Annotated in this window: 16 protein-coding genes; 1 reads left to right on the forward strand and 15 read right to left on the reverse strand. The window is 69.1% G+C overall.

Features of this window, described 5'->3' with window-relative positions:
* Positions 1–8: 8 nt before the first annotated feature.
* From aroB to ACFCV3_RS14425, 6 genes are read right to left on the reverse strand one after another with little or no spacing between them, the layout of a single operon-like run.
* A complete protein-coding gene (gene aroB, locus ACFCV3_RS14400) occupies positions 9–1,106 on the reverse strand; it encodes a 3-dehydroquinate synthase (RefSeq protein ID WP_376030212.1) in 1,098 nt (365 codons plus the stop codon).
* Positions 1,103–1,603, reverse strand: coding sequence for a shikimate kinase (locus ACFCV3_RS14405; protein ID WP_376030214.1), 501 nt, complete (start codon positions 1,601–1,603; stop codon positions 1,103–1,105). Before ACFCV3_RS14405 ends, aroB begins: the two co-directional genes overlap by 4 nt.
* Positions 1,600–2,805 (reverse strand): chorismate synthase, encoded by a 1,206-nt coding sequence (gene aroC / locus ACFCV3_RS14410; protein WP_376030216.1) that lies wholly within the window; start codon positions 2,803–2,805, stop codon positions 1,600–1,602. The genes ACFCV3_RS14405 and aroC overlap by 4 nt, the downstream gene beginning before the upstream one ends.
* Before the next feature lie 43 nt (positions 2,806–2,848).
* A complete protein-coding gene (locus tag ACFCV3_RS14415; RefSeq protein ID WP_376030217.1) occupies positions 2,849–3,268 on the reverse strand; it encodes a type II toxin-antitoxin system VapC family toxin in 420 nt (139 codons plus the stop codon).
* Positions 3,265–3,543 (reverse strand): type II toxin-antitoxin system Phd/YefM family antitoxin, encoded by a 279-nt coding sequence (locus ACFCV3_RS14420; protein WP_376030219.1) that lies wholly within the window; start codon positions 3,541–3,543, stop codon positions 3,265–3,267. Before ACFCV3_RS14420 ends, ACFCV3_RS14415 begins: the two co-directional genes overlap by 4 nt.
* A 52-nt stretch (positions 3,544–3,595) precedes the next feature.
* Positions 3,596–3,808 (reverse strand): hypothetical protein, encoded by a 213-nt coding sequence (locus ACFCV3_RS14425; protein ID WP_376030221.1) that lies wholly within the window; start codon positions 3,806–3,808, stop codon positions 3,596–3,598.
* Between the two features lie 122 nt (positions 3,809–3,930).
* On the opposite strand from ACFCV3_RS14425, the gene ACFCV3_RS14430 reads away from it, so the two are divergent.
* Positions 3,931–5,004 carry an ADP-ribosylglycohydrolase family protein gene (locus tag ACFCV3_RS14430; RefSeq protein ID WP_376030222.1) on the forward strand — a complete coding sequence of 358 codons (1,074 nt, stop codon included), beginning with the start codon at positions 3,931–3,933 and terminating at the stop codon, positions 5,002–5,004.
* A gap of 3 nt (positions 5,005–5,007) precedes the next feature.
* Here ACFCV3_RS14430 and ACFCV3_RS14435 read toward each other — a convergent pair whose 3' ends face one another.
* From ACFCV3_RS14435 to ruvX, 9 genes are all read right to left on the reverse strand, one after another.
* A complete protein-coding gene (locus tag ACFCV3_RS14435) occupies positions 5,008–5,637 on the reverse strand; it encodes a hypothetical protein (RefSeq protein WP_376030224.1) in 630 nt (209 codons plus the stop codon).
* A gap of 3 nt (positions 5,638–5,640) precedes the next feature.
* Positions 5,641–6,114 (reverse strand): hypothetical protein, encoded by a 474-nt coding sequence (locus tag ACFCV3_RS14440; protein WP_376030226.1) that lies wholly within the window; start codon positions 6,112–6,114, stop codon positions 5,641–5,643.
* Between the two features lie 80 nt (positions 6,115–6,194).
* Entirely contained in the window at positions 6,195–7,790 is a 1,596-nt protein-coding gene (locus ACFCV3_RS14445) for an FAD-binding protein (RefSeq protein ID WP_376030228.1), read from the reverse strand.
* A gap of 89 nt (positions 7,791–7,879) precedes the next feature.
* Positions 7,880–8,590 carry a prepilin peptidase gene (locus tag ACFCV3_RS14450; protein WP_376030229.1) on the reverse strand — a complete coding sequence of 237 codons (711 nt, stop codon included), beginning with the start codon at positions 8,588–8,590 and terminating at the stop codon, positions 7,880–7,882.
* Entirely contained in the window at positions 8,580–9,623 is a 1,044-nt protein-coding gene (locus ACFCV3_RS14455; protein WP_376030231.1) for a DUF2330 domain-containing protein, read from the reverse strand. The genes ACFCV3_RS14450 and ACFCV3_RS14455 overlap by 11 nt, the downstream gene beginning before the upstream one ends.
* A 13-nt stretch (positions 9,624–9,636) precedes the next feature.
* Positions 9,637–11,088, reverse strand: a complete 1,452-nt coding sequence (locus ACFCV3_RS14460; protein WP_376030233.1) for an FAD-binding oxidoreductase — start codon at positions 11,086–11,088, stop codon at positions 9,637–9,639.
* Positions 11,075–11,926, reverse strand: a complete 852-nt coding sequence (locus tag ACFCV3_RS14465; protein ID WP_376030234.1) for a shikimate dehydrogenase — start codon at positions 11,924–11,926, stop codon at positions 11,075–11,077. Before ACFCV3_RS14465 ends, ACFCV3_RS14460 begins: the two co-directional genes overlap by 14 nt.
* Positions 11,896–13,068 carry an endolytic transglycosylase MltG gene (mltG, locus tag ACFCV3_RS14470; protein ID WP_376030236.1) on the reverse strand — a complete coding sequence of 391 codons (1,173 nt, stop codon included), beginning with the start codon at positions 13,066–13,068 and terminating at the stop codon, positions 11,896–11,898. The genes ACFCV3_RS14465 and mltG overlap by 31 nt, the downstream gene beginning before the upstream one ends.
* Positions 13,065–13,523 (reverse strand): Holliday junction resolvase RuvX, encoded by a 459-nt coding sequence (gene ruvX / locus ACFCV3_RS14475; RefSeq protein WP_376030238.1) that lies wholly within the window; start codon positions 13,521–13,523, stop codon positions 13,065–13,067. The genes mltG and ruvX overlap by 4 nt, the downstream gene beginning before the upstream one ends.

The following is a 13,523-nucleotide window of genomic DNA, read 5'->3' on the forward strand; positions in this document are numbered from 1 at the left end:
CCGGTGCGTCAGCTGATTTCGCCGTACGCCGCGATCAGGAGGCTGGGGTCGGGGGCCTCGAGGATGGCGGGTTTGGCCAGGGCGTCGAGGATGACGAAGCGGAGGCGGTCGGCGCGCGTCTTCTTGTCGAGCTTCATCGCGTCCTGGAGGTGCGGCCAGGCATCGGCCCGGTAGCTGGTGGGGAGGCCGAGGGACTCCAGTACGGCGCGGTGGCGGTCGGCGGTGGGGTCGTCGAGGCGGCCGGCGGCTCGGGCCAGTTCGGCGACGAAGACCATGCCGATGCTGATGGCGGCGCCGTGGCGCCACTTGTAGCGTTCGGCGCGCTCGATGGCGTGGCCGAGGGTGTGGCCGTAGTTGAGGGCCTCGCGGCCGATCGCGCCGCCGGCTGTGGTGGTGCGCTCGCGGAGGTCGGCGCCGACGGAGTCGGCCTTGACCTGGATGGAGCGGGCGATCAGCTCGGCGGTCGCGTCGTACGCCGGGGTGGAGGCACCGGCGGGGTCCTTCTCGACGAGGTCGAGGATGACCGGGTCGGCGATGAAGCCGCATTTCACGACCTCGGCCAGACCGCTCACGTAGTCGTTGCGGGGCAGGGTTTCCAGGGCGGCGAGGTCGCAGAGGACACCGGCCGGCTCCCAGAAGGCACCGACCAGGTTCTTGCCCTCGGCCGTGTTGATGCCGGTCTTGCCGCCGACGGCCGCGTCCACCATGCCCAGCAGAGTGGTCGGGATGTGCACGACCTTGACGCCGCGCAGCCAGGTCGCGGCAACGAACCCGGCCAGGTCGGTGGTCGTCCCGCCGCCGATCGACACGATCGCGTCCGACCGGGTGAACCCGGCCTGCCCGAGGACCGTCCAGCAGTACGCCAGCACCTCGGCGGACTTCGCCTCTTCGGCGTCCGGGATCTCGATCGCGTGCGCGGTGAACCCGGAACCGACCAGGTCGTCGCGGATCGCGTCACCACTGGTCCGCAGCGCGCGCGGGTGGATCACCGCGACCCGCTGGACCCCCTCGCCCAGCAGCCCGGGCAGTTCACCGAGCAGATTGTTGCCGATGACAACGTCGTACGGCGCCGCCGCCGCAACGCGGATCCGGGTGTGATCGGTCATCCGAGGTGCTCCAGGATCTCAGTTGCGATCTGCTCGGGGGTCTTGCCGTCGGTGAGCACGGTCAGCTTGGCGGCCTCCGCGTACAGGGGACGGCGAGCTTCCATCAAGGTGCGGAGTTGCGTGCGGACGTTGCCGAGCAGCAACGGGCGGGCGACGCTCAGCCCGACCCGCTTGGCTGCCTCACCGAGGCTGACGTCGAGGAAGACCACGGTGTGCCCGGCCAGGTCCGCGCGGGTTGCCGGGTCCAGGATCGCGCCGCCGCCCAGCGACAGCACCTCACCGTCACCGGTCAGCGCGGCGACGATCGCCGCGCGCTCCAAGGCACGGAAATGCTCTTCACCGGAGTCGACGAAGATGTCCGAGATCGGCTTGCCCGCAGCGGTCTCGACATCGGTGTCGGTGTCGCGGTGCGCGACCTGCAGCCGCTCGGCCAGCAGAGCGGCGATGGTCGACTTGCCCGAACCGGGCGGACCGACAAGAACAACGACAGGGCTCACTGCTCGGTCCACTCCCGCGGCGTGATCGTGGTCGGCAGCGCTGCCAGGTACGACTGGTGGTTGCGCGCGGTCTCGGTCACCGAGTCCCCGCCGAACTTCTCCAGCGACACCTCGGCGAGCACCAGCGCCACCATCGCCTCGGCGACGATCCCGGCCGCCGGTACGGCGCACACGTCGGAGCGCTGGTGATGCGCAGCCGCGGCCGCGCCGGTGCTGGTGTCGATAGTGCGCAGCGCCCGCGGCACGGTCGCGATCGGCTTCATCGCGGCCCGGACCCGCAGCGTCTCACCGGTACTCATCCCGCCCTCGGTCCCGCCGGAGCGGCCGCTGGTGCGCCGGACCACACCGTCCTCGGCGACGATCTCGTCGTGCGCCTTCGATCCCGGGGTGCGGGCCAGCTCGAACCCGTCGCCGAGCTCGACACCCTTGATCGCCTGGATGCCCATCAGCGCGCCGGCCAGCTTCGAATCCAGCCGCCGGTCCCAATGCACGTAGCTGCCGAGCCCCGGCGGCAGACCGTCCACGACGACCTCGACGACACCACCGAGGGTGTCACCGGCCTTCTGGGCGGCGTCGATCTCGGCCACCATCTGCTTACTCGCGTCGGGGTCGAGGCAGCGCACCGGATCCTCGTCCAGCTTGGCGACATCGGCGTACGACGGGATCACGCCGTACGGCGCCTTCACCGTGCCGAGCTCGACGACGTGGCTGACGATCGTGACGCCGTACGCCTGGCGCAGGAAGCGGGCCGCGACCTCGCCGAGTGCGACGCGTGCCGCGGTCTCCCGCGCGCTGGCCCGCTCGAGCACCGGCCGGGCCTCGTCGAACCCGTACTTCTGCATGCCCGCCAGGTCGGCGTGACCGGGCCGCGGCCGGGTCAGCGGCGCGTTCCGGGCGAGGTCGGCAAGCGTCGCCGGATCCACCGGATCCGCGCTCATCACCTGCTGCCACTTCGGCCACTCGGTGTTCCCGACCTGGATCGCACAGGGGCTACCCATGGTCACCCCGTGCCGGAATCCGCCGAGGAACGTCACCTCGTCCCGCTCGAACTTCATCCGGGCACCACGGCCATAACCCAGCCGACGACGGGCCAGAGCATCGGCCACATCATCGGTGGTGACCTGAACCCCGGCGGGAAGACCTTCGAGTACGGCGACGAGCGCTTGTCCGTGCGACTCGCCGGCGGTGAGCCAGCGCAGCATGCCGCCATCCTCCCACGCCCGCCCCGCCCGCCGGACGCCGGTCTCAGCTGGGCGCGGAGAACGGATTCAGCAGTTTCACGCCGATGCCGGTCACGGCGTCGGAGTCGCGGGTGACGAGAGTCCAGCCATGGACGACGGCCGTCGCCGCCAGCAACCCGTCGATCACCGGCAACGGGCGGTAGGCATTCAGCCGGCCCCAGGCCTCCGCGACCTCGCGGGACACCGGGGCGATGCGATCGCCGTACCCGTTCACCAGGCGGTCGCGCCACTCGGCGATCGCCTTCGCCTGCCGCACGTCCCGCAGGGCGAGGCGCTCGATCCCCTGCGTGATCTCACCAACGGTCAGCACACTGAGGCGCAGATCGCTCGACCGGACCGCGTCGATCCAGTCGACCACCCCGGTGTCCGGCCGTGGACGGCGGAGCTCGGACACGATGTTCGTGTCGAGGAGGAAGCAACTCATTCGAAGTCGACCTGCCGCGCCGGAGCGTCGGAGCGGTCGATCTCGAGCACGCTCAGGTCAGGCCCTGTCAGCAGAAAATCCTTGAAACTCATCTGGTCCTCCCCGAGTAACCGCCGGTATTCGGCGATGTCCAGCACGACAGCAACCTCCTCGCCGTGTTTCGTCACGAACTGCGGGCCATCGGCTCGGACGGCCCGGATCAACTCACTGAACTGTTGTTTCGCTTCCTGCAGTTGCCAGTGACTCTGGCGCAGTCTCCCGATCCCGAACCCCATCACCCATCACCTCGAGACAGCAGTCTAGACAGACTGGACAGATATCCGCAAATCAGGGGCAGGTGGTGGTGCCGGTGGTGGAGTCCGAGGTGAAGCCGTTGCGGAACTTCAGCACGGTGTCGAAGGTCTTCACGATCGGGGACGCGGCGCAGTCGGTGGTGGCGGTGGCGGCGGAGGCGCCGGCGAGAGCGGCGCCGGTGAGCGCGGTGGTGGCCAGTGCCGCGGCGGCCACGCGGGCGGCGTTCCGACGGAATCTGGTGGTCATCGTGCGCTCCTTGCCGGTCGTCTGTTGGTACTAACGACCCTAGGAGCGCGCGAATGGTTGCGAACTGGCGCTGAAACCCGTCTTGGGGGTAGCGCTGGCACCACCATCGATAGGGTCCTGACATGAATCGTGAGGCGCTGGAGACGTGGCGGGGCCGGGTGCGGGGGTCTCTGCTGGGCGGGGCGATCGGGGACGCACTGGGGGCTCCGGTGGAGTTCGAGAGCGGGCGGAAGATCCTCAAGAAGCATCCACAGCTGTTGCGGACGTTCGTGACCGGAGACGCCGGTTGGCCACCCGGGACCGTGACCGACGACACCCAGATGACGCTGTTCACGATCGAAGGGCTGATTCGGGCCGGCGTCCGGAAAGACCGCGGTTTGGGGCTGACTCTGGCTCCCGTCCACCACGCCTACGACCGCTGGCTGGACACCCAGCAGCGATCCGCACCGAGTGGCGAGCGCGACGGCTGGTTGCAGGCGGAGCAGTGGTTGTACGCCCGCCGCGCCCCGGGTAACACCTGCCTCGGCGCACTGCGCGGAGCGCGTCATGGCGGGCCGCGGATCACGCAGTACGGCGTCCAGGCGGTGAACAACTCGAAGGGCTGCGGCGGCGTGATGCGGGTGGCGCCGTTCGGGCTGCTGCCGGAGACGTTCAGCACTGAGTGGGTGTTCGATGCGGCGGCCGAGGCGGCGGGGTACACGCATGGTCATCCGACCGGGAAGTTGGCGTCCGGCGCACTGGCCGCGATCATCCATCAGATTTGCGGTGGTGCCGAGCTGGATGCGGCGCTTGATACGGCTGCCGACCTGTTGACTCGCCACGAAGGGCATGAGGAGACCAGTACGGCGCTCGCCGCGGCTCGGCGTGGGCCGGTGCGGCTGGAGGACCTGGGTGGCGGCTGGGTGGCCGAGGAGGCACTGGCGATCGCGGTCTACGTCGCCCTCGCCTACCCGGCGCCGGAGCAGTTCCTGGACGCACTGGCGTTGGCGGTCACGCATAGTGGGGACAGCGACTCCACGGGAGCCATCTGCGGGAACATCCTGGGTGCCCTGCACGGTGAGGCGGCGCTGCCCGCGGAGCTCGCCTCCACCGTCGAGGGCCGTGCGGTGATCCTCCAGCTGGCTGACGACTTCGTGGAGGAATTCAGCCGGACGGAGCCGCACCCAGGGTTCGCGGCTCGCTACCCGAGCTCGTAGGGACTACTCCTTCGGGTCGATGCAGCGCCAGCTGATGCTGCCGGAGAGGCTGCCGGAGCCGCCGACCAGCCGAGGCAGTACGAGCTTGCCGGAGCCGTCCCGGTTGAGGTCGATCTTCGCCGTACCGTCCTCGGCCTCGTAGGTCACGTCGTCGACCACGATCGATCCGCCGGCCGCGGCGCCGGTCAGGCCGGCGCCGTCACCGGCCTTGTCTGCGCCGAATGTCGCCTCCACCGACTGGCTGCCGATCACCTTGGTGACCTTCGGCAGCCCGGGCTCGTCCGACTCCAGCGTGCTGGCGCCGTACTCCGGGCAGGTCGAATCGGGCAGATTCGCGTCCGGGATCTCGGCGTACACCCAGTTCGACCCTGTCACCGTGGTCGCCCCTGTCAGGTTGAAGGTCACGCACAGCGCCGGCACCGACTGCGCCGCACACGCCGCCGGCAACGGCCCGTTCCCCTGTGATGGGCCGCTGGAGGTGGTGGAGGCGGTCGCCGAACCGGTGGTCGGAGTGGGCGGTCTGGTCGAGAGGGCCGGATTCCCGGTCGGGGCCGTCGTGCCTGAGCAGGCGGCCAGGATCGGGACCAGCAGGCCGAGCTCGAACCCGGCCAGTAGCAGCGCTCTGATCCGCATCGCTCAGCCCGCCGTCGGCAGCTTGAGGTTCGGGCAGTTCGTCTGCAGCCACTTGTTCAGCGTCTGGATCGCGGTGGCGAACTTGGTGATCGTCGCCTGGTCGCCCTCCGACACCTTGCCCGACGAGACCAGCCCGTAGCCCGCGGCGACGTCCTGCATGGCGGGCTTCAGGTCGGCCGGGGCCGCGTCCGCCAGCGCCTCGAATCGCTTGATCAGCTTGGCCCGCAGCTCCGGGTCGTTCTGCGGCTGATTCCATTGGCCCAGATCGACCCCGCCACCGGTCTCGACGGCCGCGCAGAAGCCCTCCGCCGATCCGTCACCGGTCGGTGCCTTCGGCGCGGACTGCTGGGTGGTCGGCTGCTGGATGGTCGGCTGCTTGCCGGCAGCGGCCGGACCGGAATCCGAGCAGCCGCTCAGTGTCAGAGCCAGGCCGGCCAGCACCGCGCCGGCGGCCGGATGGATACGTCGAAACGTCATGAGAGTTGTCTCCCCCGAGGGTGGTCTTCGCGTCCTGCCACTCTCCGGGGGAGACATCTCACCGGTCTCTCACGACCATTTCACGCGGGCTGGATCCCAAGTTTGTGCCGGAAGACGTTCCGCGGATCCCAGGTGGCCTTGACCTGCTGCAGCCGCGGGTAGTTGCCCAGGTAGTAGAGGTCGTGCCACGGCACGCCCGACTTGTTGTACGCCGGATCGGCCAGATCGACATCGGGATAGTTGATGTACGACCCGGCGTTGGTCGCGTTCGGCACCGGCACTCCCCCGGTCCCGGCGTAGATGTCGGCGTACGTCTTCCGGGCCCACGCCAGGTGCTTGGCGTCCTCGGCCGCGTCGTTCCAGCTGACGGTCATCACCATCTTGGCCATCACGTCGCGCTGCGCGGTGGCGGTCGCGTCCGGCTCGACCGTGTTCACCTTGCCGCCGTACGGGATCAGCAGGATCGAGGTTTCCGCGGCGGTGTTGTTCGCGTCGTTGAGCCGCGCGTGCATGGTCTCGATCTGCGCGTCGGTGTAACCCTTGCGCAGGTAGCCGGCCTTCCACTTGTTGCGGGTCGTGCTGGGCCCGGCCGCGATCGAACGCTGGATCGTGGTGAGCATGAACGGTCCGGCCGCGCCGCCGTACACCTGTGGTGCCGGGTCCAGGCCGGCGATCATCGCGTCGGTGAACTTCTTCAGCAGGCCGGCCGCGTTCGGGACCGAGGCGTCCATCTGGTTCGACATCAGGAAGCCACCGGTCGACGCCGTCGACAGGATGAACGGGCTGTACAACGTCGCGTACGGCGAATCGGCGCCGTTGTTGGCCTCGAAGAAGTCGAAGAAGTTCCGGACCGCGCGGACGAACCCGGCCTTTCCGATCGTCTTCCAGTCGTAGACGATGAGGTTCGACAGCAGCTCGGAAGGGGCCTTGGGCAACGACTCCGACGGGTCCCGGCCGGTCGCGCCGGCCGACCGCATCAGGTAGCGGGTGACCAGACCGAAGTTCCCGCCACCGCCGCCGGTGTGCGCCCACCACAGGTCCTGGTAGGCGTTGTCGCGGGTCGCGACCACCGAGCGAGCGCGGCCGTGCTTGTCGACGACAACCACCTCGACGCCGTACAGGTGGTCGACCACCGAGCCGTACTTCCGCGACAACGGCCCGTACCCGCCCCCGGCGAAGTGACCGCCGACTCCCACGCCGAGACAACCTCCGGCCGGAAGCGTCACACCCCAGCCGTAGAACAGATCCTTGTAGACCTTCTCCAGCGTCGCGCCGACTCCGATCGAGAAGGCGCGATAGCGCTCGTCGAAGCTGACGTCGTCGTACGTCGACATGTCGAGCAGCACCTGGACCTCGCTGGAGTCGACAAAGTCCTCGAAGCAATGCCCGCCACTGCGGACCGCGATCCGCTTCCCTGCCCGTACGGCGTCCTGGACAGCGCGGACCGCGTCCTCGGTCGACTGGATCACCCGGGCGTACTCCGGCTTGGCGGTGAACCGCTTGTTCTGGCCGCGCTGCACCAGGTCGGCGTAGCGCACGTCGCCCGGCCGGATCTTCTCTCCCGCAGCAACAGCACTCCGAGCAGCAGATGCGGTGGAAGCGCTGGTGATCGGGACCGCGAGTCCGGCTCCGGTTGCGGCGGTGCCGGCCAGTAAGCCTCGGCGGCTGATTGGCATGACGTTCTCCCCACTTCGTTCGGCTGGTTAGAACCTACGAAGATTCAAGGTCCGCCCACATCAGCCATCCGGTGGAGCAGTGCCATCCCCTATCCGGTGTACAGCCGCTCCAGCGGAGCCCCCACGAACACCCCGGCCAGCGCGCCGATCAGCATGAACGGGCCGAACGGCACCATCTGTTTCCGCGTCATCACCCTGGCCACGATCAGCACGATCCCGACCACCGCGCCGAGGAAGAACCCGCCGTACAGACCGCTGGCGAACTCACCCCAGCCGAGCCACCCGAGCGCGATCCCCAGCAACCCGGACAACCGCACATCGCCGAATCCGACCCCGCGCGGAAACACGAACCACAGCAGGTAGAACACCCCGAACCCGATCAGTCCCGCGATCGCAGCCCGCCGCAACGAGCCCCACTCCCCCGACACGAGCGCCGCCGCGACCAGCGCCGCCCCAACCACGCCGTACGACGGCCAGATGATCGCCGACGGCAGATACCGCGTCCGCGCGTCGATGTACCCGAGCACCGCACCGGCCACCGCGAGCAGCAACCAGGCCACAAGCCCCTCGGAAGTGCCAAGCGCCCAGCCGAGCAGTCCGCCGGAGACGGCGGCCAGGCCACCACACCAGTACGCCGCGCGCGGGCCCGCGAGGTCGGCGTACTGGATCTTGGGATCGTCGCCCTCCTCCAGCGCGGGCTCGGGGATCCGCCGCATCAGCCAGGGGCCGAGGACGAACGCCGCCGGCCCACAGAGGACTACCCCGGCCCCTGCGGCGAGCAACGCGTTGTCAGCCGGCACGGTCCTGGAGCCTAGACCGCCGACGGAACAGCACAAAACCGCCACCGATCAGCAGCGCCACGGCGACCAGGATGCCGATCGTGCTCAACTCGGCCTCGTTGCGGGTGACGTACACGACCCGCTGGAACGGCTCGTCGGTCGCGGCCTTGGCGAAGGTGAAGTCCGAGGTGATCTGGCCGGGCTCGTGGTAGATCACCGTGAAGGCGGTCAGGTAGTCGGCCGGAGCCAGCAGCGCCGGGTCGTTGGCGCGACCGGCGTACAGAAGCTCGGGCTGCAGGCCCGCGACCGGCAGCGCGGTGGTGTCGACGCGATGCGGAGCCGCGACGTACACGGTCACCGACTGCGTTGTGGTCGCGCCTTTGCTCAACCGCATCGGGTAGACGATCTTGTCCGACGCGAACGTCAGCCGCAACGGCGGCGTCGCGCCGGTCAGGCTCTCACCGGCCGACTTCGGGGCCAGCTTCACCGCGACGATCTCCCAGCCCTCCCGCAGGTACGGCGTCAGGTTGGCACCGAGCGTCGCCGGTACGACGTACTCGTTCGTCCGCAGCCAGTCCGTCACCGCGGTCGCGCTGTTGCCACCCAGGCGGGCGATCTCGAACGGGCCGAGCGTCATCTGCTCACGAACGCTGACGCCACCGGCAGCCGTCGGGGCCTCGCCCGAGCCGTCGCCGTCCCGGTCGAACGGTGGGAGACCGCGGAACGGCCAATAGGTCGTGCGCTTCACGACCTTCGCCGCGGTCAGCACCTGCAGCCGCCCGAACAGCTCGGTGTCAGCCAGCTCGAGTTTGGCCGGATTCGGGACCGGCATGATCCAGGCGGCCTTCTTCGACGCGCCGGTGATCGCCATCGACAGCGTGATCTCCTCGGTCCCGCGGCCGTCGTGCCGCACGAGCGCCTTCTCACCGGCCGCCTGGGCCCGCGACTCCACGTCGGACAAGTATCCACCGCAGGCGCACGCCCAGGCGGGCGTCACCCCGGCCACGACAAACCCGAGCGCCAGCACTCCCGCAACAACCCGCCACAGCTTCATGGCGGGAGACTAGTCACACGAAGGTGTACGAAGTGCGGAAAAAGCCTTGCGGGTCGTACTTCTTTTTCACCGCACGCAGCCGGGGCAGGCTGCTGCCGTAGTAGGTCGCGACGCCGCGGCGGGCCTCGACGTAGTTGGCGTAGCCGCCGGCCGAGAACGCGCGGACCGCGCCGTGACCGTGATCGATGAAGGTCTGCGCGGCCTTGAGCTGAGCGGACGACGGGTGCGCGGCCGTCCCGACGTACCACTGGATGACGCCGAGCGCGGACCGCCACGGCCACGCCGCGCCACCGGCCGGCTGCTTGGCGGCCTGCCCGCCGAGCGGGTCGATGATCGCGGCGGCCGGAGTCTTCGCGCGCGCTGCGGACTTGACCGCACCGATCAGCGCGTTGATGGACGAGGCGTTCATCGGCGCCCGCAGTACGTCGGAACCGGCGAGGAACCCGGTGCGCGGGCTGGTCGTGCCGCCGCCGAGGTACTTCACCGCCTCCATGTGCGTCTTCACGGTGATCGAGCGTGCGGTTGCCTTCGAGCCGACGAACGACTCCAGCTGGGCAGCCGCCGCGGCCGCGTTGCCGGTGGTCGAGATACCGAGCACGTGGACCGACACGGTTCCGTTGCTCTTGGCATCGAGGTGCAGGTTGCCCCACGCCGTACTCGGAGCCTTCTGGATGAACTTCTGCCAGCCCGCGACGACAGCGGCCGCGCGAGCCTCCGGCCAGGTCAGCCGGAAGAACCCGAGCTTCGCGGCCGGGATCGTCGCGAACTGGAACGACGTGACAACGGCCAGGTTGCCACCGCCGCCACCGCGCAGCGCCCAGAACAGATCCGGGTCCGACTTGGTGTTGATGACGCGCGCCTTGCCGTCGGCGGTGACCACGCTCATCCCGACCAGCCGGTCACAGGTCAGACCCCACGCGCGAGTGTGGATCCCCATCCCGCCGCCCAGGGTGAGCCCGGCGACGCCGACCGTCGGGCAGGTCCCGGTCGGCAGTGAGCGGCCGTACTTGTCGAGGAACGCGTGGACGTCGTACAGGCACGCACCGGCTCCGACGGTCAGTACGCCGTTCTTCGCGTACGTCATGCCGCGCAGCGGACCGACGTCGAGCTGGATGCCCTTGCTGATCACGGATGCACCGACGTACGAGTGACCGCCGCCCTTCGGCACCAGCACGAGCTTGTTGTCCCGCGCAAAGTTGATCGTGCTGATCACGTCGGCAGTCTTCGCGGCGCGGACGACCGCGGCCGGCTGCACCGAATCCCAGCGTGGGTTGAAGAGTTGATGCGCGGCGGCGTAGCCGGGGGTCGAGGGCATGAACAGCTTGCCGCCCTGGAGCGATCTCGACAGCCGGTTCCAGTTCGGTGCGGCGGTGGCCTTGGCCAGCGCTTCACCAGCGGTGGTCAGGGCGATGGCGGCAACGGCGCCGCCTGCCTTCAGAACGGTACGGCGGTCAAGCTGGCTCACGATCGTTGAGCTCCTCACGGGCAGCGGCCCTCATGGCCGCCAGAGGTGCCGGCGACCTACCAGTCATCATCTCCACTTGCAGAGTCGCCTGGTGCACAAGGAGATCAAGCCCGTTCAACAGCTCTGTACCGATCCGGTGCGCCGCGATGGCGAGCTGGGTCGGCCACGGGTGGTAGGCCACGTCGAACACCACCGGGGCGACGTTCGCGAAGTGGTCCGCCCATGGATCGATTGCTCCACCAGGCACTGTTGAGACGCACAGATCGAACCCTCCGGTTCGCTCGATCTGGGAAAAATCCGCAACCGAAGTCCGGAGTCCCAGTTCGGCGGCGAGGTCGAGCAGCCGCTCGGCTCGCGACGGGTCGCGGACGACGACGGTCACCTCGCTGACCTTCATACTGCGCAGGGCGGCGAGCGTCGACGCTGCCGTCGCTCCCCCGCCCACCACGAGGGCGGAATCCGCCACCGTGATGCCGCGCTCGGCGAACGCGTTCACCAGCCCCGGTACGTCGGTGTTGTGCGCGGACCGCGATCCGTCGGCCTCGAACAGCATCGTGTTCGCGGCACCGATCAGCTCCGCGACCGGGTCGACCGTGTCCACGAGCTCGAGGGCGACCCGCTTCAACGGCATCGTCAGGGACAACCCGCGGACGTCGTCACCCAGCGACGCGACGAACCCGCGCAACTCGTCCTCGGCCACCTCGAAGGCGTCGTACCGCCAGTCCAGCCCGAGCGCGGCGTACGCGGCCCGGTGCATCGCCGGCGACAACGAGTGCGCGATCGGGGACCCGAGGACCGCACAACGCATCAGCAGCGGCCCTTGTTGGCCTTGCACCACGCCTGGAGCTTGGCGACGTTCGCCTGGTGCTCGGCCGAGGTGGTCGCGAAGGCGGTCTCACCGGTGTCCAGGTTGACCAGCGTGAAGTACATCCACGGGCCCTTGGCCGGGTTGATCGCGGCCCGCATCGTGTCCTTGGTCGGCGAGCTGATCGGGCCGGGCGGCAGATCCTTGTACTTGTACGTGTTGTACGGCGAATCGACGTCGCGCTGCTGCTCGGTCGTGAAGACGCCGCCGCTGCGGCCGACCGCGTAGTGCACGGTCGAGTCCATCTGCAGCCGCATGTCGGCCTGCAGCCGGTTGTAGATCACCCGGGCGACCTTCGCGTAGTCCTGCTTCCGGTTCGTCTCGCCCTGGACGATGCTGGCCACGATCAGCGCGCGGTACGGATCCAGGTCCTTGCTCTGGGCCGTCTTCACGAAGTTCAGCGCGGCCGCGTTCTTCGCGTACTCCGCGGTCATCTGCTTGATCATCGAGGTCGCGGTCGCACCCTTCGGCACGTCGTACGTGCCCGGGAACAGGAAGCCCTCGGCGTTGCCGTGCGCGTACGCCGGTAGTCCGAGCGTGGTCGGTTTGCCCATCGCGGCGGCCGCGGCACCGGCCGGCAGCTTCAGCTTCGGGGCCTCGAGGATCTTGATCACCTCGGCCTTGGTCTTGCCGGCCGCCACGCTGAAGCGCAGCACCTTGATCGACTCATCCGTGTTCAGCATCAGCTCGAGCGCGGCCTTCGCGGACATGTGCTTGCGCAGCGTGTACGTCGCGGCCTGGATCTGCAGCGAGCGACTGTCGTTGCGGGCCACCCGCTCGAACGCCTTGGCGCTCTTGACGACTTCCTTCTTCTCCAGGGTGTCCGCGATCGACGAATTGCTCTGGCCCTTGGTGATCTCGACCGTGACCACGCCGGTGCCTTCACCCTCGTAGTCGGGGGCGGCGAAGACCTTCTCCAGCGCTTCCTTGCCCTTGCCGAAGCCGACCACCGCGCCGGCCACCAGGGAGCCCACGACCAGGAGCGAGATGAGCACCGCGAAACAGCCGAAGCCGCGGCGGGCCCGCTGCTTGCGGCGGTTCTGGCGCCGCTCGAGGCGGCTCTCCGGACGCAGCCCCAGGTCCAGGTCGTCGTCGTCCACCGTCGGTCTCGTCACAAGGCCCTCCCCGGTGGGTTCCCGGTCTCCCGCTCGAGGTCGAGCGCGTGTTGCAGAATCACGACCGCCGCGGCCTGGTCGACCACGGCCCGCCGCTTGGCACCCTTTTTCCCCCGCTCGCGCAGCATCCGCTCGGCGGTGACCGTGGTGAACCGCTCGTCCACCAGGCGCACCGCGAGCCCTGCGTTCCCCACCTGCACCAAGTCCTGCACCTGCTTCGCCGTCTCCCGGATCTTCACCGCGGCCGGTCCCTCGCCCCCGGACAGGGAACGCGGCAGGCCGACCACGATCTCGAACGCCTCCAGTTCGGCGGCGAGTGCGGCGATCCTACCCAGATCACCGGGCCCCCGGCGGATCGTCTCCACCGGGGTGGCCAGGATTCCGTGCGGATCGCTGCTGGCGACGCCGATCCGGGCATCTCCGATATCCAGCGCGATCCGCACGCCTCGCCTCAT

The organism is Kribbella sp. NPDC056345 (genome assembly GCF_042262745.1).
Lineage (GTDB): Bacteria > Actinomycetota > Actinomycetes > Propionibacteriales > Kribbellaceae > Kribbella.

Excerpts from the sequence above, each read along its gene's own strand:
- ACFCV3_RS14430 (WP_376030222.1), top strand. The coding sequence starts at position 3,931 with ATGAATCGTGAGGCGCTGGAGACGTGGCGGGGCCGGGTGCGGGGGTCT.
- ACFCV3_RS14425 (WP_376030221.1), bottom strand. The coding sequence starts at position 3,808 with ATGACCACCAGATTCCGTCGGAACGCCGCCCGCGTGGCCGCCGCGGCA.
- ACFCV3_RS14445 (WP_376030228.1), bottom strand. The coding sequence starts at position 7,790 with ATGCCAATCAGCCGCCGAGGCTTACTGGCCGGCACCGCCGCAACCGGA.
- ACFCV3_RS14415 (WP_376030217.1), bottom strand. The coding sequence starts at position 3,268 with ATGAGTTGCTTCCTCCTCGACACGAACATCGTGTCCGAGCTCCGCCGT.
- ruvX (WP_376030238.1), bottom strand. The coding sequence starts at position 13,523 with ATGAGGCGAGGCGTGCGGATCGCGCTGGATATCGGAGATGCCCGGATC.
- aroB (WP_376030212.1), bottom strand. The coding sequence starts at position 1,106 with ATGACCGATCACACCCGGATCCGCGTTGCGGCGGCGGCGCCGTACGAC.
- ACFCV3_RS14435 (WP_376030224.1), bottom strand. The coding sequence starts at position 5,637 with ATGCGGATCAGAGCGCTGCTACTGGCCGGGTTCGAGCTCGGCCTGCTG.
- ACFCV3_RS14440 (WP_376030226.1), bottom strand. The coding sequence starts at position 6,114 with ATGACGTTTCGACGTATCCATCCGGCCGCCGGCGCGGTGCTGGCCGGC.
- ACFCV3_RS14420 (WP_376030219.1), bottom strand. The coding sequence starts at position 3,543 with ATGGGGTTCGGGATCGGGAGACTGCGCCAGAGTCACTGGCAACTGCAG.
- aroC (WP_376030216.1), bottom strand. The coding sequence starts at position 2,805 with ATGCTGCGCTGGCTCACCGCCGGCGAGTCGCACGGACAAGCGCTCGTC.
- ACFCV3_RS14455 (WP_376030231.1), bottom strand. The coding sequence starts at position 9,623 with ATGAAGCTGTGGCGGGTTGTTGCGGGAGTGCTGGCGCTCGGGTTTGTC.